At 41.7% G+C, this 23,680-nt stretch carries 25 protein-coding genes and 1 pseudogene; 25 read left to right on the top strand and 1 reads right to left on the bottom strand.

Annotation, left to right across the window (positions count from 1 at the left end; genetic code table 11):
* The first annotated feature begins 30 nt into the window (after positions 1-30).
* On the top strand, positions 31-396 hold the full coding sequence (locus tag O3640_RS04105; protein ID WP_371586734.1) for a nuclear transport factor 2 family protein: 366 nt from the start codon (positions 31-33) through the stop codon (positions 394-396).
* A gap of 228 nt (positions 397-624) precedes the next feature.
* A complete protein-coding gene (locus O3640_RS04100; RefSeq protein ID WP_371586733.1) occupies positions 625-1,872 on the top strand; it encodes an MFS transporter in 1,248 nt (415 codons plus the stop codon).
* A 96-nt stretch (positions 1,873-1,968) separates the two neighbouring features.
* Here the strand turns inward: O3640_RS04100 and O3640_RS04095 are convergent, their stop codons facing one another.
* Positions 1,969-2,139, bottom strand: coding sequence for a DUF3042 family protein (locus tag O3640_RS04095; protein WP_008808815.1), 171 nt, complete (start codon positions 2,137-2,139; stop codon positions 1,969-1,971).
* Between the two features lie 81 nt (positions 2,140-2,220).
* Here O3640_RS04095 and miaA point away from each other — a divergent pair, with 81 nt between their 5' ends.
* From miaA to O3640_RS03980, 23 genes and pseudogenes are all read left to right on the top strand, one after another.
* Positions 2,221-3,105: a tRNA (adenosine(37)-N6)-dimethylallyltransferase MiaA gene (miaA, locus tag O3640_RS04090; RefSeq protein ID WP_195321665.1), complete on the top strand. Its 885-nt coding sequence runs from the start codon at positions 2,221-2,223 to the stop codon at positions 3,103-3,105.
* Positions 3,106-3,136: 31 nt separating this feature from the next.
* Positions 3,137-4,375: a GTPase HflX gene (gene hflX / locus O3640_RS04085; RefSeq protein WP_268723195.1), complete on the top strand. Its 1,239-nt coding sequence runs from the start codon at positions 3,137-3,139 to the stop codon at positions 4,373-4,375.
* The gene (locus O3640_RS04080) at positions 4,368-4,991 is read left to right on the top strand and encodes a cystathionine beta-lyase (RefSeq protein WP_268723196.1); all 624 of its coding nucleotides are present in this window, start codon (positions 4,368-4,370) and stop codon (positions 4,989-4,991) included. Before hflX ends, O3640_RS04080 begins: the two co-directional genes overlap by 8 nt.
* A 10-nt stretch (positions 4,992-5,001) precedes the next feature.
* Positions 5,002-5,931, top strand: a complete 930-nt coding sequence (gene rnz, locus O3640_RS04075) for a ribonuclease Z (RefSeq protein WP_195321676.1) — start codon at positions 5,002-5,004, stop codon at positions 5,929-5,931.
* A gap of 104 nt (positions 5,932-6,035) precedes the next feature.
* Positions 6,036-6,791 (top strand): SDR family oxidoreductase, encoded by a 756-nt coding sequence (locus O3640_RS04070; RefSeq protein WP_195321684.1) that lies wholly within the window; start codon positions 6,036-6,038, stop codon positions 6,789-6,791.
* A 39-nt stretch (positions 6,792-6,830) separates the two neighbouring features.
* Positions 6,831-7,535, top strand: coding sequence for a class I SAM-dependent methyltransferase (locus tag O3640_RS04065; RefSeq protein ID WP_060970541.1), 705 nt, complete (start codon positions 6,831-6,833; stop codon positions 7,533-7,535).
* Between the two features lie 55 nt (positions 7,536-7,590).
* Positions 7,591-8,637, top strand: a complete 1,047-nt coding sequence (locus O3640_RS04060; protein WP_060970540.1) for an acyltransferase — start codon at positions 7,591-7,593, stop codon at positions 8,635-8,637.
* Between the two features lie 37 nt (positions 8,638-8,674).
* Positions 8,675-9,265: an HD domain-containing protein gene (locus tag O3640_RS04055; RefSeq protein ID WP_060970539.1), complete on the top strand. Its 591-nt coding sequence runs from the start codon at positions 8,675-8,677 to the stop codon at positions 9,263-9,265.
* A gap of 105 nt (positions 9,266-9,370) precedes the next feature.
* Positions 9,371-11,590, top strand: coding sequence for a single-stranded-DNA-specific exonuclease RecJ (recJ, locus tag O3640_RS04050; RefSeq protein WP_195321686.1), 2,220 nt, complete (start codon positions 9,371-9,373; stop codon positions 11,588-11,590).
* 85 nt (positions 11,591-11,675) lie between these two features.
* A complete protein-coding gene (locus O3640_RS04045; RefSeq protein ID WP_012000418.1) occupies positions 11,676-12,188 on the top strand; it encodes an adenine phosphoribosyltransferase in 513 nt (170 codons plus the stop codon).
* Between the two features lie 98 nt (positions 12,189-12,286).
* Positions 12,287-13,228, top strand: coding sequence for a homoserine O-succinyltransferase (gene metA / locus O3640_RS04040; protein ID WP_195321687.1), 942 nt, complete (start codon positions 12,287-12,289; stop codon positions 13,226-13,228).
* Positions 13,229-13,236: 8 nt separating this feature from the next.
* Positions 13,237-13,917 carry a DnaD domain-containing protein gene (locus O3640_RS04035; protein ID WP_195321689.1) on the top strand — a complete coding sequence of 227 codons (681 nt, stop codon included), beginning with the start codon at positions 13,237-13,239 and terminating at the stop codon, positions 13,915-13,917.
* Positions 13,918-13,984: 67 nt separating this feature from the next.
* Complete coding sequence (yghU, locus tag O3640_RS04030; protein WP_195321691.1) at positions 13,985-14,773, top strand: glutathione-dependent disulfide-bond oxidoreductase; 789 nt, start codon at positions 13,985-13,987, stop codon at positions 14,771-14,773.
* Between the two features lie 141 nt (positions 14,774-14,914).
* Positions 14,915-15,604 carry a tRNA (adenine(22)-N(1))-methyltransferase TrmK gene (locus O3640_RS04025; protein ID WP_195321692.1) on the top strand — a complete coding sequence of 230 codons (690 nt, stop codon included), beginning with the start codon at positions 14,915-14,917 and terminating at the stop codon, positions 15,602-15,604.
* The gene (locus O3640_RS04020) at positions 15,591-16,388 is read left to right on the top strand and encodes a Nif3-like dinuclear metal center hexameric protein (RefSeq protein WP_195321694.1); all 798 of its coding nucleotides are present in this window, start codon (positions 15,591-15,593) and stop codon (positions 16,386-16,388) included. The genes O3640_RS04025 and O3640_RS04020 overlap by 14 nt, the downstream gene beginning before the upstream one ends.
* Before the next feature lie 11 nt (positions 16,389-16,399).
* A complete protein-coding gene (locus O3640_RS04015) occupies positions 16,400-17,494 on the top strand; it encodes an FAD-binding oxidoreductase (RefSeq protein ID WP_195321695.1) in 1,095 nt (364 codons plus the stop codon).
* Between the two features lies 1 nt (position 17,495).
* Positions 17,496-17,966, top strand: coding sequence for an 8-oxo-dGTP diphosphatase (locus O3640_RS04010; protein WP_125397013.1), 471 nt, complete (start codon positions 17,496-17,498; stop codon positions 17,964-17,966).
* Positions 17,967-17,988: 22 nt separating this feature from the next.
* Positions 17,989-18,814 (top strand): annotated as a pseudogene (gene tmpA, locus O3640_RS04005) (ZIP family manganese transporter TmpA).
* 129 nt (positions 18,815-18,943) lie between these two features.
* A complete protein-coding gene (rfbA, locus tag O3640_RS04000; RefSeq protein ID WP_045634915.1) occupies positions 18,944-19,813 on the top strand; it encodes a glucose-1-phosphate thymidylyltransferase RfbA in 870 nt (289 codons plus the stop codon).
* A 4-nt stretch (positions 19,814-19,817) separates the two neighbouring features.
* Positions 19,818-20,411, top strand: a complete 594-nt coding sequence (locus O3640_RS03995; RefSeq protein WP_045634914.1) for a dTDP-4-dehydrorhamnose 3,5-epimerase family protein — start codon at positions 19,818-19,820, stop codon at positions 20,409-20,411.
* Positions 20,412-20,579: 168 nt separating this feature from the next.
* Complete coding sequence (gene rfbB, locus O3640_RS03990; RefSeq protein ID WP_012000428.1) at positions 20,580-21,626, top strand: dTDP-glucose 4,6-dehydratase; 1,047 nt, start codon at positions 20,580-20,582, stop codon at positions 21,624-21,626.
* Between the two features lie 40 nt (positions 21,627-21,666).
* Positions 21,667-22,686, top strand: coding sequence for a UDP-glucose 4-epimerase GalE (gene galE, locus O3640_RS03985; RefSeq protein ID WP_195321696.1), 1,020 nt, complete (start codon positions 21,667-21,669; stop codon positions 22,684-22,686).
* A gap of 282 nt (positions 22,687-22,968) precedes the next feature.
* The gene (locus O3640_RS03980; protein ID WP_096755264.1) at positions 22,969-23,679 is read left to right on the top strand and encodes a glycosyltransferase family 2 protein; all 711 of its coding nucleotides are present in this window, start codon (positions 22,969-22,971) and stop codon (positions 23,677-23,679) included.
* Position 23,680: the final 1 nt, after the last annotated feature.

Raw genomic sequence — 23,680 nt, 5'->3', positions numbered from 1 at the left:
AACTGCCTAAATTATTTTTGGAGGTTCCAAATGGATACAAGAACATTAGCAGAAAGCTATTTTACCGCAGTCAATAAAGGTGGCTGGGAAGATTTCGTAGCTGAAAACTTTGATTATGGGATGTGCGACAGTCAAGAAATTAGGCAAGGTCGTGATGTTTATCTGCAAGGTGCAGGTCAATTCTATGCTTTAAGTCAGCATTTTGAAGTAAAGAAGTTGCTGGTAGATGGAAGAGAAGTAGTGGCTTTAAATCGCTATCGCTTGCAGTCACCACAAGGAAATCAACTAGAATTGGATGTTGCAGAATTTTTAAAATTTGACGAATCAGACAAATTAATAGCATCCAACATTTACTTTGATACTCATCGTTTCCAAGAGTTTATGCAGGGCAAATAAATCTCAAGTTTCATTTGACAAATGCTTTAACTTGTTTTATACTGTTAAAAATTAAATATGACTTTAAACATGTTCCGTGAGACATGAAAGTTCTAAAATGAGACTAGCAATTGTTATGCTCTAATTTTCTGTAAACTTTTAGAGGTTGGGAACAGTATTTCCAACCTCTTTTTAAGGTATATTCAATTTAATAAATGCAGTCTGTGAGCTGCGATTAAGGAGAATCATATGTCAAAATTGTCTTTAGACAAAAACAATCAACGGGCTTTAGTCGCTGCGATTGTCGCTTCTGGTACGGATGACTTAAATGTCATGTTTCTGGCCTTTTCAATGTCCTCTATTATCTCGGAACTTGGGATTAGTGGTACCCAGGGTGGTTGGATAGCCACTATAACTAATTTGGGTATGCTTGTTGGTGGCTTGATTTTTGGCCTTTTAGCTGATCGATATCACAAATTTAAGGTCTTTAAATGGACCATTCTTATTTTCTCTCTGGCAACTGGTTTAATATTCTTTACGAAAGACGTCAATTACCTTTACATCATGCGCTTTATCGCAGGCATGGGTGTTGGAGGCGAATATGGCGTGGCTATTGCTATAATGGCAGGAATTGTTCCACCAGAAAAGATGGGGCGGATTTCATCCCTAAACGGTATTGCGGGTCAAATAGGATCGATTATATCGGCTTTACTTGCAGGCTGGCTAGCTCCTGCTTTGGGATGGCGTGGGCTATTCCTCTTTGGGCTTGCACCTATTGCCCTAGTACTATGGATGGTTTTAGCTATTGACGATCAGAATATTCGTGACGACGGTGGAGCTAAGGTAGAAGAAGAAACAACACAACCTGTTAAAATAAGTCAGCTTTTCAAAACTCCAGCTCTCACATCACAAACCATAGCTCTAATGGTTATGACAACCGTGCAAATCGCTGGTTACTTCGGAATGATGAACTGGTTACCGACGATTATTCAAACTAGTTTGAATATTTCTGTCAAAGACTCTTCTCTTTGGATGGTGGCAACCATTTTGGGAATGTGCCTAGGAATGTTGACTTTTGGACAAATTTTGGATAAATGGGGACCTAGAGTCGTATACTCTGGCTTTCTTCTTGCATCATCTATCTGTGTCTATCTTTTCCAATTTGCAAATTCTATGGCCACTATGGTAATAGGTGGAGCAGTTGTTGGTTTCTTTGTGAATGGAATGTTTGCTGGTTACGGTGCCATGATCACTCGTCTATACCCTCATCAAATTCGATCAACAGCTAATAATGTTATCTTAAATGTTGGACGAGCAATTGGCGGATTTTCATCTGTTATTATTGGAAAGATTTTGGATATCTCAGGTGTTTCAACAGTTATGATTTTTCTTGCCTCTTTGTATCTAATCAGTCTAGCTGCTCTTTGGACAATCGGCAATTTGAAATCTGATATTTATCAAGACCTAGGTCAAGGTCTTGAAGCAGAAAAAGCGTAGCCATTAAATAAAAAAAGACAAAGAGAATTATTCTTTGTCTTTTTTATGATCATGTAAAAAACTCTCTACTTTAAATAGAGAGTTTTAAGGTTACTCTTAGTGTGCTACGCGTTTGCGAGCTGCTTTTTTACGGTTTTCTTCAATGAAAGCCGCTTTTTGTTCTTCAGGTTCGATAACTTTTTTCTTGACTGTATAAACTGCACCAGCTACAGCCGCAACAGTAGCCGCAACACCTGTAAGTACGCCTTTTCCAAATCCTTTAGCCATAAGATTTCTCCTTTTCTGAACTTTAATTATTTATGTTATAATTAATAGTAACGGAAAATCAAAATTTTTTCAAGGAAAAAAATGAAAACTAAGATAATTGTAATTGTAGGGCCTACAGCTGTTGGAAAAACGGCTCTGAGCATTGAGGTTGCTAAAACCTTTAATGGTCAGATCGTCAGTGGTGACAGTCAACAGGTCTATCGTGGCTTAGATATTGGCACGGCTAAGATTCGTCCTGAGGAGCAAGAGGGCATTCCCCATCATCTGTTGGATGTGCGTGATGTTGGAGAAAGCTACTCGGCCTATGATTTTGTGACTGAGGCGGCTCAGGCTATTCGTGAGATTGAGTCTCAAGGACAGCTTCCCATCATTTGCGGTGGTACAGGGCTCTATATTCAGAGCTTGCTTGAGGGCTACCATTTGGGTGGCTCCGTTCCTCACGAGGAGATTCTGGCCTATCGGGCGCAGCTGGAGAGTTGGTCGGATGAGGATTTGTTTGGAAAAATAGCAGAGCTAGGTATCGAGATTCCTCAGATAAATCGCCGTAGGGCTATGAGGGCGCTGGAGATTGCTCAGTTAGGTGGTCAATTAGAAAACAGCCAGCCAGATTATGAAGCCCTGCTGATTTGCCTAGATGATGAGCGAGAGCGACTTTATGAGCGAATCAATCAGCGAGTTGATCTGATGATAGAAGATGGTCTCTTAGAAGAAGCCCGTTGGCTTTATGAACAGGCTCCAACCAGTCAAGCCAGTAAGGGTATCGGCTACAAGGAACTTTTCCCCTACTTCGAAGGTCAGATAAGTCTTGAAGAGGCCGTGGACAAGCTCAAGCGAAATACCCGCCGTTTTGCCAAGCGCCAGCTGACTTGGTTTCGCAACCGGATGTCCGTGACCTTCTATCAGGTGGCAAATCCAGACTATAAAAATCAGGTCATGGAGAACATCAAGAATTTTCTGGACAAGTAGCTGATTGGTCAAGTCTTAGTAAGGATATAAGATGATAGAAACAGAGAAAAAAATAGAGCGTGTCTTTTTGGTCGGTGTGGAACTAGCAGACACGGAGAATTTTGACTTATCTATGGAGGAGCTGCAAAGTCTAGCTAAGACCGCAGGGGCAGAGGTAGTCGGGTCTTACAGCCAGAAGCGGGAAAAGTATGACAGCAAGACCTTTGTTGGTTCTGGAAAGTTAGAAGAAATCCGGCAGATGGTTGATGCCGAAGAGATTTCGACCGTCATTGTCAATAACCGTCTGACACCTCGCCAAAATGTTAATCTAGAGGAAAGCTTGGGGGTCAAGATCATTGACCGTATGCAGCTGATTTTAGATATTTTTGCCATGAGGGCTAGGAGTCATGAGGGCAAGCTGCAGGTACATCTGGCCCAGCTCAAGTACCTGCTGCCTCGCTTGGTTGGCCAGGGAATTATGCTCAGCCGTCAGGCAGGTGGTATTGGCTCCCGCGGGCCTGGTGAAAGCCAACTTGAGCTCAATCGACGCAGTGTCCGCAATCAGATTCATGATATTGAGCGCCAGCTCAAGGCAGTGGAGAAAAATCGGGCTACCGTTCGTGAAAAACGGTTGGAATCCAGTATTTTCAAAATCGGCCTCATCGGCTACACCAATGCTGGCAAGTCTACGATCATGAACTGCTTGACTAGTAAGAGTCAGTATGAGGCTGACGAACTCTTTGCGACGCTAGACGCCACGACCAAGAACATCAACCTAAGTGGCCAGCTCAATGTCACTCTGACAGACACAGTTGGCTTTATTCAGGATTTGCCGACGGAGCTGGTGTCAAGCTTTAAATCCACGCTGGAAGAGAGCAAAAATGTCGATTTGCTGGTTCATGTTATTGACGCCAGCGACCCTCATCATGAGGGGCATGAAAAGACTGTCCTCGACATTATGAAAGAGCTGGACATGTTGGATATTCCCCGTCTGACTCTCTATAACAAAGCGGACAAGTCTGAGGATTTCACTCCAACCCTGACTCCTTATTCTTTGATTTCAGCTAAGGCTGATAATAGCAGAGCTGTGTTGCAGCAAGTCCTGCTGGAGCGGATGAAAGAGTTATTTTTGCCTTTTACCATCAAGGTAGCTCCAGCTAAAGCTTACAAGATTCATGATTTAGAGAAAGTCGCGATTATGGGGAATCGAGAATACATAGACGATATCGAAACCATTTCAGGCTGGATTGCCGAGAAAAACAAATGGAAACTGGAAGAATTTTATGACTGATTATATTGACTTGGCCATCAAATACGGCGGTTTTACAAGCCTAGACAGGGTCTACTTAGAACATGTATTGGCTGGGCTGACAGAGGAGCAGAAGCGTATCTTCATCACGCCACCGCCCAGCGTTATCAATGCTTACTTTGCTGAGCTTTATCAAAAGAAAAGTCCGGAAGCCGCGACAGAGTACTTCTTAGAAATCAGTCAGGCTTTGGACTTATGGAATGCGGAGCCTAGCTTTGTAGAAAATAAACCATTTGTCAGACTTAACCTTTCTGGCAAGTCCTATGGATTTTGCTACGAGAAGAAGGAAGTCGGCATGGTCTTTCCTGAAAATCCTGAGCCTGTAACAGCTGATTTGCTCTTTGAAATCGCGCAAGTCTTTCCACAGTACTTGGTCTACGAAGAAGCTGGGAGAATAAAAATGACACCTCTCAAAGCTGAATCTCAAGTCGTGGAATGTAAGCAACTGACTTCCTTGACCGATTGGGAGCAGCTGGCGGATGGTCGCCAAAGACTTTTTGGATACAATCAAGATGAAGTCAGTGATCTGGCTCAGTCCTATGCTGGCAGAAAATATTATCACTCGCAGAATCGTTCTGCCATGATTTATATCATTTAGAAAGAAAAATATGCAATTACAATTTTTAGGAACTGGAGCTGGTCAGCCGTCAAAGGCCCGCAATGTATCCAGTCTTGTCCTCAAGCTCTTGGAAGAAATCAATGAGGTCTGGATGTTCGATTGTGGTGAAGGGACCCAGCACCAGATCTTGGAGACAACGATTAAACCTCGCAAAATTAGCAAGATTTTCATCACGCATCTGCATGGAGATCATATTTTTGGCTTGCCTGGCTTTCTATCCAGTCGTTCTTTTCAAGCTAATGAAGAGCAGACGGATATAGAGATCTATGGCCCTAAAGGTATTAAGAACTTTGTTATGTCCAGTCTTCGAGTTTCTGGTTCTCGTCTGCCTTATCGGATTGATTTTCATGAGTTTGATGAAAATAGTCTAGGCAAGATTTTGGAAACGGACAAGTTCACTGTTTATGCAGATAAGCTGGATCACACGATTTTTTGCGTTGGTTATCGGGTGATGCAGAAAGATTTGGAAGGCACGCTGGATGCAGATAAGCTACGAGCAGCGGGGGTTCCCTTTGGCCCTCTCTTTGGTAAAGTCAAGAATGGTCAAGACATCGTCCTAGAAGATGGTACAAAGATTATCGCAGCAGACTATATCTCAGCCCCTCGTCCTGGGAAAACAATTACTATTTTAGGGGACACAAGGAAAACAGATTCTAGTGTACGCTTAGCTGTGGCGGCAGATGTTCTGGTTCATGAAGCAACCTATGGTAAGGGAGATGAAAAGATGGCCCGTAAGCATGGGCATTCTACCAATATGCAGGCAGCTGAAGTAGCCAAAGAAGCTGGAGTTAAACAACTTCTTCTTAATCACATCAGTGCTCGGTTCTTGTCGAAAGATATAAGCGTTATGCGACATGATGCTAGTACAGTTTTTGAAAATGTTCATGTGGTTAAGGACTTGGAAGAAGTTGAAATTTAAGTGTATTAAAAGGACTTTTAATACAAGAAAAAATTACAATATTGACAAAGGGGCGGGAGATTTTCCTGCCTTATTTATGTTATAATGTAAAAAAAGGAGAAAGAATGAGAACAATCATCATCACAGGGGCTAGTGGAGGGCTAGCACAGGAAATGGTTAAGCTTTTGTCTAAGGATAAATTGATTTTGGTAGGACGTAGCAAGGAAAAGCTTGAAAAACTATATGGAGAAAGCGAAAATATTGACCTTGTGGAGCTGGATATTACAGATAGCTCAGCTTTGGAGAGATTTGCTGAGCGGATTGACAGTCAGTATGGCCATGTTGATGTTCTAGTCAATAACGCTGGCTATGGGATTTTTGAGGAATTTGACAAAATCAGCTCAAGCGACATCGAGGCTATGTTTGAGGTCAATACTTTTGCTCTGATGAACCTGTCTAGACTTTTTGGTAGTCGTATGAAAAAGGCTGGACAAGGACATATCATCAATATCGTCAGCATGGCTGGCCTTATCGCAAGCAGCAAGTCAAGTCTTTACTCAGCGACTAAGTTTGCTGCCATTGGTTTTTCCAACGCCCTGCGCTTGGAACTCCTACCTTTTGGTGTTTATGTTACGACGGTTAATCCTGGGCCTATCAAAACAGCCTTTTTCGATCTAGCCGATCCTGATGGATCCTATGTTAAAGCTGTTGATAAGTATATTCTTGAGCCTGACTTTGTAGCTGGCAAAATCGTCAACGTTTTTGGCAAAAAAAAGCGAGAAATTAATCTTCCTGGAATTCTCAATCTTGCTCATAAATTTTATACCCTGTTTCCAAGAATAGCTGATAAATTGGCGGTTAAGATGTTTAATTATAAATAAAAGTTAAATTTCAACTTTTTAGAAAAGGAAAATGAAAAAATGGATTTACAAGCTTATAAAAATCATTTAGAAGAGCCTTGGGGTAAAATCTATTATGACATTCTGTTTGATCAGTTGAAGAATGTTGAAGGGCTAAAAGTTCTTGATTTTGGTAGTGGGTTTGGGATTGTGGCCAACCACCTTGCTGAAAAAAATCAGGTCACTGCGCTGGAACCGAATATGGAAATGATTATTCATCGGAAAAGAACGAATTCTTATGAGCAGTTGCAGGGAAGTCTAGAAGTGCTAGAAATTTTTAAAGATGAATCCTTTGACCTTATAATTTGCCATAATGTTTTAGAGTATGTAGAGGATATTGATCCATACCTCATGGCTTTCTCTCGCTTGCTCAAAAAGGGAGGGAAGCTATCGATTGTTAAACATAATCACGTGGGCCGCATTATGCATACAGTAATTTTTGAAAATGATATTAAGAAAGCTCGAGAACTCTTGCTTGGAAAAGATTATCTGACGCATAGTATGGGGCAGGCTACCTATTATGAGATAGTAGATGTCATCAAGCCTTATCCTTTCGAGATTTTAGATTTTCAAGGAATTCGAATTTTTTATGGCTTACAGCCCAATGATGTAAAAACTGATCCAGGATGGCGTGAAAATATGCTAGAAATGGAACTTGCTGTTAATAACCAGTCACCCTATCGCGATATTGCAGCTTTTCAGCATTACTGGCTCGTGAAAAAATAATAGCTTAGATTTTTTGTGTATGAATGAATTTTTGACCTTGTTTGGAGAAAACTAGATGGTGGAAAAAGAAGTTAAAGAGCAAGAGCAATCAGTTAATTATGCCATGCTCAGCCTTTTTCAATATGTAGCATCTATCTTAGTTATTTTGGTGCATTGTCAACGTCTCTTTCCTAATGAAATTTTGCATTTCACTCAAAAGAGTATGTTTGGGCGAATGGCTGTGCCTTTTTTTCTCATATCATCAGCTTTTATGCTTAAATCAAGTCTTGCAAAAAAGAAGAGTATGAGAACTTACGTAAGTAGGATTTTAAAACAGTATATTTTTTGGAGTATTCTTTATCTTCCGTACGCACTTATCTATTTTTGGTCTCTTCCAGTTGAGAAGTATTATGCCCCATTTGCCTTAATCGCTGGATTTTTATATATTGGACTTTGTTACCAGCTTTGGTATATTCCTGCTTTTTTGCTGGGACTTTGGATTGTCCATCATTTATACAAAAAATTAGGACCTAAATGGGCGATTCTTGTTTCCTTGCTCCTCTACTTACTTGGCTCAATTGAGACTTACTACACTTACTTTGCTAATACTTGGCCGACTCGTTTATATGATGTTTATGCACGTATTTTCTTCTCAACCCGTAATGGTCTATTTTACGCGCCAATCTTCATTCTCTTTGGTTATTTGCTTTATGATTATTGGAATAGTAATTTCTTTAAGAAAGATGTAGGGAAAAAATTTCTGCTGGCTTCAATCTTACTTGCTCTAGATGGTTTGTTAGTTTTTGTCAATCAGGGAATCGATAAAAATTTCTTTCTAGCCTTACTTCCTTTCTCACTTTTTCTGGTCAATGGTGTTTTAAGGACAAGGATTGGAAGGAAATGGAATCTATACCATCTTAAGGAATTAAGTGTACTCTATTTCTTTTTACATCCGATTTTTATAGAAATTTCCTTTTATCTTTTGAAAGAGACAAATTTTTCTAAATGGCATAAGGGTCAAATTGTATTTGTACTTACTATAGTTTTGACTCATTTGACTTCAGAAATTATTTTAAAAATCCCTAAGACAGTATTTTCAAAGAAAAAAATCAATAGAGTCTAAACGTGTTAAGGTAACAAGATTTTTTGGAGGTCTTATCATGCTTGAACGTCTACAACAGCAGCTGGCTTTTACCAATGAGCTGGAAAAACTGAAAGCCACTCATCGCAACAATAGGACCTTGGATGCCTATCGTTTCGAGAATTCTGCAGAGCATAGTTGGCAGGGTGCGCTTATGGCACTAGTTTTTCGAGAATATATCCCTGAAGAAGTCAATCTAGAAAAGGTCATGTCTATGTTACTGATTCATGATTTGGGCGAAATATATGCTGGCGATACCTTTATCTTTGACGACGTGGGCAAGAGCGATTCTTACGATAGAGAGATGGAGTCCTTGAAAATCAGCTTGGACAAGCTACCGTCAGATCAGCGGGAATCCTTTTTAGGGCTTTGGCAGGAATTTGAAACCGGCATTAGCATAGAGGCTAAATATGCCCGAGTGCTGGATGCTCTGGTTCCCCTTCTCAATCACTTGGAAGTTGCTCAGCCCCATGACAACCCTCATGGCCTGACCAAGTCGCAGGTCATCGCTAAGAAATCCTTTATCCAAGAGACCTCTGAAACTCTTTGGGAATTAGCCCAGGAAGTTATTGACCAAAGTGTTGCTATGGGGCTTTACCTAGATGAGTGAGGCTGAGGACCTTGCTCGTAGATAGAAAGTTTGAGACTGGTTGAACCAGTCTTTTCATGTTATAATATTCAGACAAGATTGAACGGAGAAAGTGTTTCACTCATCATGATTAGCTCAAAATACGACTGGCAGTTTGCCACTAATTTTACAGACGAGAATTTTTTAAAAAAGGCTAAGAAAGCTGGATTAGAACCTGCCGCTGCTAGTCTCCTTTACCAAAGAGGTGTGCAGACTGAAGAAGCTCTGCAGGAATTTTTGGAGCCTAGTTTAGACCAGCTTCACGACCCTTATGATCTGCATGATATGGAGCGAGCAGTGGAGCGGATTCGCACAGCGATTGAGAATTATGAGCAGATTTTGATCTATGGCGATTATGATGCTGATGGGATGACCTCGGCATCAATTGTCAAGGAGGCCTTGGAGCAGCTGGGGGCTGAATGTCAGGCCTATCTGCCCAATCGTTTTACGGATGGCTATGGTCCTAATAGCAGTGTTTACAAGTATTTTATTGAAAATCAAGGAATATCGCTCATTATTACAGTAGATAATGGAGTGGCGGGCCTTGAAGCTATCGAGCTTGCCCAGTCTCTAGGCGTGGATGTCATCGTGACGGATCACCACTCCATGCCTGAGGAGCTGCCAAACGCCTATGCGATTGTCCATCCGGAACATAGCGGAGCAGATTATCCTTTCAAGCATTTGGCTGGCTGTGGGGTAGCTTTTAAGCTAGCAACTGCCTTGCTGGAAGAAGTCCAAGTCGAACTTTTGGACTTAGTTGCTATCGGTACCATTGCCGATATGGTCAGTCTGACGGGGGAAAATCGGATTCTGGTTAAATATGGCCTTTATGTTCTCAAAAATACCCAGAGAGTAGGACTTCAGGAACTCTTCAAAATTGCAGGCATTCAGCCAGATGAGCTAGACGAAGAAACGGTTGGTTTCCAGCTTGCTCCCCGACTCAATGCCTTGGGAAGGCTGGATGATCCCAATCCAGCGGTTGAGCTTTTAACAGGATTTGACGATGAAGAAGCTCGTGACATTGCGCTCATGATTAACCAGAAAAATGACGAGCGTAAGGAAATTGTCCAGCAGATTTATGAAGAGGCGCAAACCATGCTGGACACTGGGAGACCAGTGCAGGTGCTAGCCAAGGAAGGTTGGAACCCTGGTGTGCTAGGAATTGTCGCTGGGCGCTTGCTGGAAGAGCTGCACCAGCCAGTCATAGTGCTTAATATTGAGGATGGCATCGCTAAGGGCAGCGCCCGAAGTATTGAAGCGGTCAATATTTTTGAGGCCTTGGACAGTCATCGTGATCTCTTTGTAGCCTTTGGTGGCCATGCTGGAGCAGCTGGGATGACTCTCGAAGCAGATAAGCTGGCGGAGCTATCTGATATCCTAACAGCCTACATCTTAGATAATGATTTGGATTTGACTGGCAAAACAGCCCTGTATTTAGATGAGGAGCTATACCTGCCAGAACTGACCCTTGATACACTCAAAAGCTTTGAAAAATTGGCGCCTTTTGGCATGGACAATAAGAAGCCTCTTTTTTACCTTAAGGACTTTAAAGTGGACAATGCTCGGACTATGGGGGCTGGCAATAGCCATCTCAAGCTAAAAATCTCTCAGGAAGATGCATCTTTTGAAGTTGTAGCTTTTGGGCAAGGAAGCCTGGCGACAGAGTTTGCCCAGACCAAAAATCTAGAGCTAGCCGTCAGCCTCTCTGTCAATAAATGGAATGGACAGACCAGTCTCCAGCTCATGCTGGTAGATGCCCGTGTGGACGGTGTCCAGCTTTTCAATATCCGTAGCAAAAATGCGACGCTACCTGACAAGGTTCCAGTTTTGCGTTTCACAGAGGAATTGCCGGATTTGGTAAATAGCAGAGCAGTTGTGGTTTATGACCTGCCTGATGATTTACAGGCCTTGAAGAAGATTCTTCAGACTCAAGATTTCGAAGCGATTTACTTTAAAAATGAGATTGCCAAGCCATACTATCTGACAGGTTACGGTAGCCGTGAGCAGTTTGCCAAACTCTACAAGACAATCTATCAGTTCCCCGAATTTGACGTTCGCTATAAGCTTAATGATCTGGCAACTTACCTGAAAATTGACTCGATTCTCTTGGTCAAAATGATTCAGATTTTTGAGGAGTTGGGATTTGTCAGCATCACAGAAGGCGTCATGACGGTCAATAAGGAAGCTGAAAAGAAAGAAATTGACAGCAGTCACATTTATCAAGACCTTAAGCGCCTGGTAAAAGAACAAGAACTCATGGCTCTGGGCACTGTGCAGGAGATTTATGATTATTTGATGGAGAAATAAAAAGTTAACAAATAATATTTCAAGCACATTTAAATAAAAAAATGGTATAATAGAGAGTAAAAATTTTTTATATAGAAAGAACATTATGAATTTAAAAGACTATATTGCAACAATTGAGAATTATCCAAAAGAAGGTGTTACCTTCCGCGATATTAGCCCTTTGATGGCTGATGGGAATGCATACAGTTATGCTGTTCGTGAGATTGTCCAGTATGCTACGGATAAGAAGATTGATATGGTAGTTGGACCTGAAGCTCGTGGCTTTATCGTGGGCTGTCCAGTTGCTTTTGAGTTAGGAATCGGCTTTGCTCCAGTCCGCAAGCCTGGCAAACTTCCTCGCGAAGTTATCTCAGCTGACTATGAAAAAGAGTATGGTGTAGATACTTTGACCATGCACGCAGATGCTATCAAGCCAGGTCAGCGTGTATTGATTGTTGATGATTTATTGGCAACAGGTGGAACTGTTAAAGCAACTATTGAAATGATTGAGCGCCTTGGTGGTATCGTTGCAGGATGTGCCTTCCTTATCGAATTGGATGAATTAAAAGGTCGTGAAGTTATTGGTGAATATGACTATAAAGTATTGATGCATTATTAATACATAGTTTCAGGCTATACCTAGGTAAAGATAAAATATAATTGAAAACTATATCTCCTTTCAGTATAATAAATATATTAGAGATAGGAGATATTTTCATGCCAATTAAGATTGATAAAAAATTACCAGCTGTTGAAATTTTAAGTTCTGAGAATATCTTTGTAATGGATGACGATAGGGCGGACCATCAGGATATCCGCCCTCTGAATATTCTGGTACTCAATCTCATGCCTCAGAAAATGGTGACAGAGACTCAGATACTTCGTCATTTGGCTAATACTCCGCTGCAGTTGACTATTGACTTCCTCTATATGAGTTCGCACCAATCTAAAACCACTCGTGCAGAGCACATGGAGACTTTCTATAAGACTTTTGATGAGATTCAAAATCGCTATTTTGACGGCTTGATTATCACTGGGGCACCAGTAGAGCATCTGCCTTTTGAAGCGGTGGATTACTGGGAAGAGTTCCAGCAGGTGATTGAATGGTCCAAGAGCCATGTTTTTTCAACTCTGCATATTTGCTGGGGAGCTCAGGCTGGACTTTACGCCCGCTATGGCGTTGACAAGTACCAGATGTCGCGCAAATTATCAGGTGTCTATAGCCAGTCTGCTGACAGCAACAATCTGCTTTTCCGGGGCTTTGACGATGAGTTTTATGCGCCTCATTCCCGCCATACTGAAGTTCTGAAGGAAGATATTGTCAATCTGACCAATCTGGAAATTCTCTCATATGGAGAAGATACGGGTCTCTCTGTGTTGGCTAGCCGAGACTTGCGAGAGGTGTATAGTTTCGGTCATATGGAATACGATCGTGATACTCTATCCAGAGAGTATTTCCGAGACTTGAAGGCAGGGAAGAATCCACATATTCCAGAGAATTATTTTAAAAACGATGATGTCCATGAGACACCAGCCTTGCGTTGGAGTTCAGCCGCGGCTTTATTTTTCAATAACTGGATTAACTATGCAGTGTACCAAGAAACGCCATTTGATTGGGAGAATCCAGAAAATGACGCTTCCTATTTTGCTTATTTATAAGAGGGACTATGACTTATTTATCAGCCTTTCAACAAGGCAATTTAGTATTACCAAGTGCCTTGTACTTTCATTTTCAAGAGATTTTCTCGTCTAGTGAAGATTTCCTTGTTTGGCAATTCTTTTATTTGCAGAATACAACAGCATTGGAAGAGATAGAACCGAGCCAGATTGCTGAGAGCATTGGCAAAACGGTGTCTGAGGTCAATCGCATTATGTCTCATTTGACCGAACAAGGCTTATTGCAGTATAAAACCATTGAATTAAATGGAGAGATTGAAGCGATTTTTGATGCCTCTCCAGCCTTAGAGAAGTTGGATGAACTGCTGGGAACTAATCTTAGTCAACAGCCAACTGCAAAAGCATCTCAAAATGTTTTAAAAGATTTAGTCGAAACTTTTCAACAGGAATTAGGCCGTCTTTTGACTCCTTTTGAGATTGAGGATTTGACTAAAACTATTCAGGAAGATAAAACAAATCCTGACTTAGTAAAAGCTGCTCTTCGAGAAGCAGTTTTCAATGGGAAGGCTAACTGGAAGTATATCCAAGCAATTTTACGAAATTGGAGACGAGAAGGTATTACGACTTTAGCACAAGTTGAAGCCAAAAGAGAGGAACGTGAAGCATTTAATCCACAGAATGTTACAGTTTCAGATGATTTCCTTAGAGCAATGGATTTATGGAAGAACTGACTTTATTAGATATACAGCGGCCTGTTAGATATGACAGGCCCTTGGTTTTATAAAAAAGGAGAAAAGTATGACCTATCAATTGCCAAAAGTCTGGTCTGCTGCTGACAGCGACCAAGGAAAATTTTCAGGTATCAATCAGCCTACTGCAGGTGCACGTTTTGATCAGACGCTTCCTGTCGGTAAAGAGCCTTTTCAGCTTTATTCACTCGGAACCCCAAACGGGGTTAAGGTGACGATTATGCTAGAGGAACTGCTGGCAGCAGGGGTGGTAGAGGCAAACTATGATCTCTATAAGATTAGTATTATGGATGGAGATCAGTTTGGATCAGACTTTGTGAAAATCAATCCCAACTCCAAGATTCCGGCCTTGTTGGATCAGTCTGCTGATAAGCCGATTCCTGTCTTTGAGTCTGCGAATATCCTGCTTTATCTGGCAGAGAGGTTTGGAATGTTGATTCCGTCCGATTTGCCAGGTCGAACTGAGGTGCTCAACTGGCTCTTCTGGCAGACGGGTGCTGCGCCCTTCTTGGGAGGTGGATTTGGTCATTTCTTTAACTATGCTCCAGAAAAGATAGAATATCCTATCAATCGCTTTACCATGGAAGCCAAGCGACAGCTGGATCTGTTGGATAAAGAATTGGCCAAGAAAGCTTATATTGCAGGGGATGAATACAGTATTGCTGATATTGCTATCTGGTCTTGGTATGGGCAGTTGGTGCAGGATAAGCTCTATCCAGGCGCTGCGGAGTTCTTGGATGCTGCATCCTACAAACAACTATCTGCTTGGGCGGAGAAAATTGCAGCTCGTCCAGCAGTCCAGCATGGTTTAGCTGCTGAGTATCAAGAACTTAAATAAATAAGTGTTTGGTAGGAATATACCATCATCAAGTGGCGAGATGAAATCAGTTTATCAACAGGCTGATTTTTCTTTCGTTGCTTTTTTTATACCTTTAAAAATGATATACTGAATAAAAGAATGTTTAGAAAAGAGTATGTAATGCAAAAAAAGATTATTTCCCAACGCTTGGAGCGAGTAGCTGCTTTTGTTCCGGATGGGGCAAAGTTGCTGGATGTTGGGAGCGATCATGCCTATCTGCCTATTTACCTGATTCAGGAAGGACGGATTGAGAAGGCTCTAGCCGGAGAAGTGGTAGAGGGGCCTTTTCAGTCTGCCCAGAAAAATGTGGCAGAGCATGGACTGACGAAGCAGATTGAGGTTCGCTTGGCAAATGGCCTAGCTGCTTTTGAAGCGGAAGATCAGATTGATACTATCGTTATTGCTGGTATGGGTGGTCGCTTGATTTCGGAGATTTTGGAAAATGGCAGAGCTAAGCTTGGGTCTATTTCCCGCTTGATTTTGCAGCCCAATAACCGAGAGGATGAGCTTCGTAGCTGGCTGGTATCTAACGGCTTTCACTTGCTGGCTGAGGATATCTTAGAAGAAGCTGGTAAGTTTTACGAAATCTTGGTAGCAGCAGCTGGCCAGCAAACTTTGACAGAGCAAGAAAAGCGTTTTGGTCCTTTTCTGATGAAGGAACAGTCACCTGCTTTTCAGCTAAGATGGCAGAAAGAACTGAAAAAACTAGAAGGAGCTCTAGCCCATATCCCAGAAAAAAATGAGCTAGAACGCTCTGCTATGTCCAAAAAAATCGAAAGTATCAAGGAGGTGCTCCATGTTAGCAAGTAAAATCATCGCCCGTTATGAAGCATACTGTCCGCAAGAACTGTCCATGGAGGGCGACATTTCTGGTCTGCAAATCGGGACTTTGGACAAGGAAGTGGACAAGGTGTTAGTGGCTCTGGATATTCGCGAGCAGACGGTGTCGGAGGCCATTGAGGCAGGTGCTGGACTGATTATCGTTAAGCATGCGCCTATTTTTCGCCCGCTCAAGGACCTAGTGGCAGATAAGGCGCAAAATCAAATCATTTTAGACCTTATCAAGCATGATATTGCTGTCTATGTCAGTCATACTAATATTGATATTGTGGAGGACGGTCTTAATGACTGGTTCTGCCAGCTTCTTGAGATTGAGGAGACAAGTTATCTTAGTCAGACGGGGCCAGATTACGGTATTGGCCGCGTAGGGAAGATTGCTCCTCAGACCTTTGGGGACTTTGCGGCTAAGGTCAAGGCAAGTTTTGGAGTAGATAGCTTGCGTCTGGTCGCTTATGAAGAAGCGGATCTTGAACGCGTGATTGAGCGTGTGGCTATCTGTGGAGGCAGTGGCCAGTCCTTTTATCCAGAGGCTATCGCCAAGGGAGCGCAGGTCTACATTACAGGTGATATTTACTATCATACAGCTCAGGAAATGCTGACAGAAGGGCTTTTGGCGCTGGATCCTGGACATCATATCGAGGTTCTTTTTACGGAAAAAATAAAAGAAAAGCTTGATACTTGGAAGGCTGAAGAGGGATGGGAGCTTGAGATTTTGGCTAGTCAGGCTTCGACCAATCCTTTCCGACATATTTGAGAGGAAGCGACATGAAAAAAATAGCAGTGATTGGAGCGGGGATTGTCGGTTCAACAGCGGCTTACTATCTGTCCAAATCCCCAGATGTGGAAGTGACTGTCTTTGATGACGGCAAGGGGCAGGCAACCAAGGCAGCCGCTGGCATTATCAGTCCTTGGTTTTCTAAGCGTCGCAACAAAGCTTGGTACAGGATTGCGCGTCTAGGCGCTGATTTTTATCAGGACTTGATTGCGGATCTGAAAGTGGCAGGTATTCAGACAGACTTTTACCAACAGACAGGTGTTTATCTGCTGAAAAAGGACGAGAGCAAGCTGCAGGAGCTTTATGATTTAGCTTCTAATCGTCGGGAAGAGTCGCTCTTAATAGGAGAGTTGAGTCTTCTCAGTCGTCAGGAGGCCCAGGAGAAATTTCCAGACTTGCAAGGCTTTGAGCGGCTTCTCTATGCTTCCGGAGGTGCCCGTGTGGAGGGAGCACTCTTGACGGAGACGCTTCTGAAAGCCAGCAAGGCAGAGTTGGTTGAGAAAAAGGTAAGATTGACAGTAGAAGGAGAGCAACTTCTTGTGGACGGACGCAGCTTTGATTGTGTCGTCTTAGCTGTAGGGGCTTGGCTGGGAGAAATCTTGCAGCCACTTGGCTATGAGACAGATGTTCGACCGCAAAAGGGACAGCTACGTGATTTTAAACTGGCTGAGCAGACGGATGACTACCCTGTGGTTATGCCTGAGGGCGAGCTGGATATCATTCCCTTTCTGGCAGGCAAGGTCAGCGTCGGTGCTAGCCATGAAAATGATCAGGGCTTTGATTTAACGGTAGATAAGACGGTACTGGATCAGTTGCAGCAAGAAGCGGAAACTTATTTGCCAAGGTTGTCTAAAGCAGAGATTCTAGGTGAACGCGTGGGAACACGGGCCTATACCAGTGACTTTGCTCCTTTCTTTGGAGCTGTGCCAGATTTGCTAAATGTCTACGCTGCTAGTGGACTTGGTTCTTCTGGTCTGACAACTGGTCCGCTTATCGGACGCCAATTGGCCCAGATCGCTCTAGGAGAAGCAGGACTGCTGAATACAGCTGACTATCCTATCGAGCGGTATGTGAAGAAGGTTTGATATGAAAGAAACTATTTTGAATTGGGTCAATATTTGTGTGAAAAAAGATGATGAAATTTTACTGCTTAATCGCCAGCATGATAACTTTAAAGGGTGGATACAACCAGGCGGGAAGGTGGAGTTTCCAGAATCTTTTTTTGAAGCTGCAAGGCGCGAATTAAAAGAAGAAACAGGGTTGACTGCTCTAAACTTGGAATTGAAGGGGATTTCAGGCTTCACTAATTCGAGAAAAAAAGAACGGTATGTGTATTACGATTTTCTTTGTACTGCCTTTGAGGGGCAAGTTAGGGGAAACGATCATGAAGGGGAGCCCAAATGGTGGAAGATTTCGGAACTTGACCAAATAGATATGCAGGACGACATACGAGAACGTTTGCCTCTCTACTGGCGGAAAGGCTCTTTCGAGAGGATTCATTACTGGAATGAGGAAAAGCACTGTATAGGGGAAACTAAGACGATTTTGTATGATTGATTTTAGAGAATAAGGGGAAATTATGGACTGGTTACGATCGCAACATGTGGTCATGCAGGCATTCTTGGCTGGGCTTTTTACATGGGGATGTACCATTGTAGGCTCGGCTGTTGTATTTTTCTTTAAAAAGGTCAGCCGTAAGCTGCTAGATATTATGATGGGCTTTGCGGCAGGCGTCATGATTGCAGCTTCCTTTTGGTCGCTTCTGGCACCGTCGATTGAATATGCGCAAAGTTCTTATGGCGAGCTGTCCTGGCTGCCTGCAGCAATTGGTTTTTTAGTGGGAGGTTTTTTCCTACGGCTGATTGATGCGGTGGTGCCTCACTTGCATTTGAGCAAAGATATCTCAGAGGCAGAGAGTGTTCCTGAACATAGCCGCAAGAAGCTGTCCAAGGCTGCTCTGTTTTTCTTAGCCATTACCATTCACAATTTTCCAGAAGGTTTAGCAGTCGGAGTAGCCTTTGGTGCTTTGGCCGCCAATCCTAGCCCGGAAGCCTTTGTCGGCGCGATTGGCCTAGCTTTGGGGAATTGGCCTGCAAAACGTCCCAGAAGGAGCGGCTCTGTCCATTCCAATTCGGACGGACGGCAAGTCTCGCCTTAAAGCTTTTTACTGGGGCTCCATGTCTGCTATTGTGGAGCCAATTGGTGCTGTTCTGGGGGCAGTTGCTGTTATGGCCATGACAGCTATTCTGCCTTATGCCCTCTCCTTTGCGGCAGGAGCTATGATTTTCGTGGTGGTAGAGGAGCTGATACCGGATTCGCAGACCAATGGCAATACAGATGTGGCGACTTTAGGTATCATGGTGGGCTTTGTTCTTATGATGATTTTAGATGTTGCTTTAGGATAAAGGACTCTAGAGTTTCTGAGTTGTTAGATTCAGAGACTTTTTGCTTGGAAACAGTTAATATCTTAAAAAGTGACATTCGCTTGTAAAAATGGTAGAATAAAAGCAATATATAACAGAGAGGAAACACATATGAAAGGTATTATTCTTGCAGGTGGATCTGGGACTCGCTTATACCCATTGACACGTGCGGCATCTAAACAACTCATGCCAATTTACGATAAGCCAATGATCTATTATCCTTTATCAACACTGATGTTGGCTGGAATTAAAGATATCTTGATTATCTCAACTCCAACTGATCTTCCTCGATTTGAGGATCTGCTGGGTGATGGCTCTGAATTTGGTATTAAGCTCTCTTATGCAGAGCAGCCTAGTCCAGATGGATTGGCACAAGCCTTTATCATTGGGGCCGATTTCATTGGAGATGACCGTGTGGCGCTGATTCTTGGGGATAATATTTACCATGGACCTGGTTTAAGTAAGATGCTTCAGAAAGCAGCTGCTAAAGAAAAAGGGGCAACTGTTTTTGGCTACCATGTTAAGGATCCAGAACGTTTTGGTGTTGTAGAATTTGATGAAAATATGAACGCTATCTCCATCGAAGAAAAACCGGAACAACCTCGCTCTAACTATGCAGTGACTGGACTCTATTTCTACGATAACGATGTTGTTGAAATTGCTAAAAACATCAAACCAAGTCCTCGCGGGGAACTGGAAATCACAGATGTTAACAAGGCATACTTAGATCGTGGTGATTTGTCTGTTGAGCTCATGGGACGTGGTTTTGCCTGGTTGGATACAGGAACTCACGAAAGTCTCTTAGAAGCCGCTCAATATATCGAAACAGTTCAGCGGATGCAGAATGTTCAGGTGGCAAATCTGGAAGAAATTGCCTATCGTATGGGCTATATCACTAAAGAGCAAGTGCATGAATTGGCGCAGTCATTGAAAAAGAATGAATACGGCCACTATCTCTTGCGCCTGATTGGAGAAGAATAAGAAAATGAGTGAACAATTTTTTGATAAGGAATTAGCAGCGCGTGAGGTTCCTGGAATTCCAGGTATGCTGGAGTTCGATATCCCTGTTCGCGGAGACAACCGAGGCTGGTTTAAGGAAAATTTCCAAAAGGAAAAAATGCTGCCGCTAGGCTTTCCTGAAAGCTTCTTTGCAGAAGGAAAATTACAAAATAATGTTAGCTTTTCTCGTAAAAATGTCTTGCGTGGCCTTCATGCTGAGCCATGGGACAAGTACATCTCTGTCGCAGATGACGGTAAGGTTCTAGGTTCTTGGGTTGACCTGCGTGAGGGGGAGACCTTTGGTAATACCTATCAGACAGTAATCGATGCTAGCAAGGGAATTTTTGTGCCACGTGGTGTAGCCAACGGCTTCCAAGTCCTTTCTGATACTGTTTCTTATAGTTACTTAGTGAATGACTATTGGGCTTTGGAACTCAAACCGAAGTATGCCTTTGTCAACTATGCAGACCCAGCTCTGGGAATCCAGTGGGAAAACCTAGAAGCTGCAGAAGTCTCTGAAGCAGACAAGAACCATCCACTACTTAAGGATGTCAAACCTTTAAGAAAAGAAGATTTGTAGGAAAAATTCTTTTTTTGATATATTAATTTATACTGAAATATAATACCTTCGCTCAGCTATAATTTGAGCGAAATGAATTAAAGAAAAAATTGCCAAAGAGGTATCAAGCATGTGATAGATTGTCTATCCTGTTACATGAAAGGCAATTATAAAAAATAAGGAATAGAAATGACTGAATACAAAAAAATTATCGTGACTGGTGGAGCTGGATTTATCGGTTCTAACTTTGTCCACTATGTTTACAATAACTTTCCAGATGTCCATGTGACAGTACTGGACAAGCTGACCTACGCGGGTAATCGTGCCAATATTGAAGAAATTTTAGGCGACCGAGTTGAGTTGGTTGTTGGAGATATTGCTGATGCAGCCTTGGTAGATAAGCTGGCAGCTGAAGCTGATGCTATCGTTCACTATGCAGCAGAAAGCCACAATGATAACTCGCTCAATGATCCAAGTCCATTTATCCACACCAACTTTATCGGAACTTACACACTTTTGGAAGCAGCTCGTAAATACGACATTCGTTTCCACCATGTATCGACTGACGAAGTCTATGGGGATTTGCCTTTGCGTGAAGATTTGCCAGGTCATGGCGAAGGACCAGGTGAGAAATTTACGGCTGAAACCAAGTACAATCCAAGCTCACCTTACTCATCAACTAAAGCAGCTTCAGATTTAATTGTTAAAGCTTGGGTGCGTTCATTTGGTGTCAAAGCGACGATTTCGAACTGTTCAAACAACTATGGTCCTTACCAGCACATCGAGAAGTTCATTCCGCGCCAAATCACCAATATCTTGAGCGGTATCAAGCCAAAACTTTATGGCGAAGGTAAAAACGTTCGTGACTGGATCCATACCAATGACCATTCATCAGGCGTTTGGACAATTCTGACCAAAGGACAAATTGGCGAAACTTACTTGATCGGTGCTGATGGTGAGAAGAATAACAAGGAAGTACTGGAGCTTATTCTCAAGGAAATGGGACAGCCAGCTGATGCCTATGACCATGTGACAGATCGAGCTGGTCACGACCTCCGCTATGCCATTGATGCTAGCAAGCTCCGTAATGAGCTAGGATGGAAGCCAGAGTTTACTAACTTTGAAGCAGGTCTCAAAGAGACAATCAAGTGGTACACAGACAACCAAGACTGGTGGAAATCTGAAAAAGAAGCAGTAGAAGCTAATTATGCTAAAACACAAGAGGTCATTAAATAATTTTAAGCTGTTTAATGATTCTTAAAGGAGCAGTTATATCATGAAACATAAAATTTTAGTAACAGGTGGTGCAGGTTATATTGGCACTCACACAGTAGTCGAACTTATAAAAGCTGGACATGAGCTAGTTGTTGTGGATAATTTTAGTAACAGCAGCAAAAAGAGTCTAGAGGCTGTCGAAAAAATCGTTGGACAGTCCATTACTTTGTATGAAGCGGACATTTGTGATAAAGAAGCTTTATTAAAAGTCTTTAAGGACTTTAAACCTACTGGAGTGATTCATTTTGCTGGTTTAAAAGCAGTAGGAGAATCTAGCCAAATTCCTCTAACCTATTACGAAAATAATGTTGCAGGTACCTTAACTCTTTTGAGAGTGATGGAAGAAGTAAATTGTAAAAACATTATCTTTAGTTCATCTGCAACAGTTTATGGAGATCCTCATACAGTTCCAATCTTAGAAGACTTCCCTGTTTCAGTTACTAATCCATATGGTCGAACGAAATTAATGCTTGAAGAAATTCTGACAGATATTTACAAAGCAGATTCTACTTGGAATATTGTATTGCTTCGTTATTTCAACCCAATTGGTGCTCATGAAAGTGGTGATTTGGGAGAAAATCCAAATGGAATTCCTAACAACTTGCTTCCATATGTAACTCAAGTTGCTGTTGGAAGACTAGAGCAAGTACAGGTATTTGGTAATGATTATCCAACTGTAGACGGTACTGGTGTTCGAGATTATATTCACGTGGTTGATCTAGCTAAAGGTCATGTTGCTGCTTTGAAAAAATTTGATGGCAATCAAGGTTTGAATATATATAACTTAGGGACTGGTAAAGGCTATTCGGTTTTAGAAATCATTCATAGTATGGAAAAAGCTGTTGGCAAACCAATTCCTTATAAGATTGTTGAACGCAGACCTGGTGATATTGCAACTTCATATGCTAATCCTGCTAAAGCCAAAGCAGAACTTGGTTGGGAAGCTCAATTTGATATCTCGAGGATGTGCCAAGATGCTTGGCGTTGGCAGAGCAAACATCCCAATGGATTTGACGAATAGTTATTATTGGAATTTAGAAATTTTAGATAAGCCTAGCACAAATATGTGTTAGGCTTTTTGTAATAGTTGAATATTTTAGAGCTTTCTTAATATAATAAAGATGATCTTTTTCACGGATATTATGGTGAATTAATTTTGACTATAGCACATGAACATACCATTAGCTAAGGTATCTTTCTTTTTCATTCTATGATTTCTCTCCTTCTTGTATGGAAACAGTAGAAATAAGGGCTTGGTTATAGTATAATGAGTCTATATGACTTTTAAGGAGAATGTGAGTTAGTGAAGTCTTCGGAATTATTGATTATTATCCCAGCCTTTAATGAAAGTGGTAATATTCAAAAAACAATCAAGATGATAAAAACACATACACCAGAATTTGATTACTTAATTATCAATGATTGTTCTACAGATAATACTTTGGAAATTTGTCGTGAAAATAAATTTAACGTTATTGATTTGCCAATTAATTTAGGAATCGGTGGTGCGGTTCAAACAGGATACCTCTATGCTGTTCAAAATAATTATCAATATGCTGTTCAAGTAGATGGAGATGGTCAACATAATCCTCAATATATTAAGATGATGCTTGAACGTATAAAAAAAGATAAAGTTGACATGGTAATAGGATCTCGATTTATTGAGAATCAAGGATTTCAGTCTTCTTTCGCTAGAAGAATTGGAATCACTTTTTTTGAAAAATTAATTAAATTATTGACTGGAAAGAAGATCACAGATCCAACATCAGGATTACGACTTGTTAATAAATCAGTCATTGAATTATTTGCTGAGCACTATCCTAGTGATTATCCTGAACCAGAAACTATAGTTTCCTTATTAGAGGCTGGTTTTAAAGTGGAAGAGATGCCTGTTCTAATGAATGAAAGAGAACATGGTACATCTTCGATTACCTTGACTAAGTCTGTGTATTATATGATTAAAGTATCTATAGCAATACTGGTTGCAAAGATTAGTGGAGGATATAAGAAATAAT

The sequence above is a fragment of the Streptococcus sp. 27098_8_75 genome (assembly GCF_041432475.1).
In the GTDB taxonomy this organism is placed as follows: Bacteria; Bacillota; Bacilli; order Lactobacillales; family Streptococcaceae; genus Streptococcus; species Streptococcus gordonii.
The sequence above is the reverse complement of the archived record's forward strand: the minus strand, read 5'-3'. Positions and strand labels throughout refer to the sequence as shown.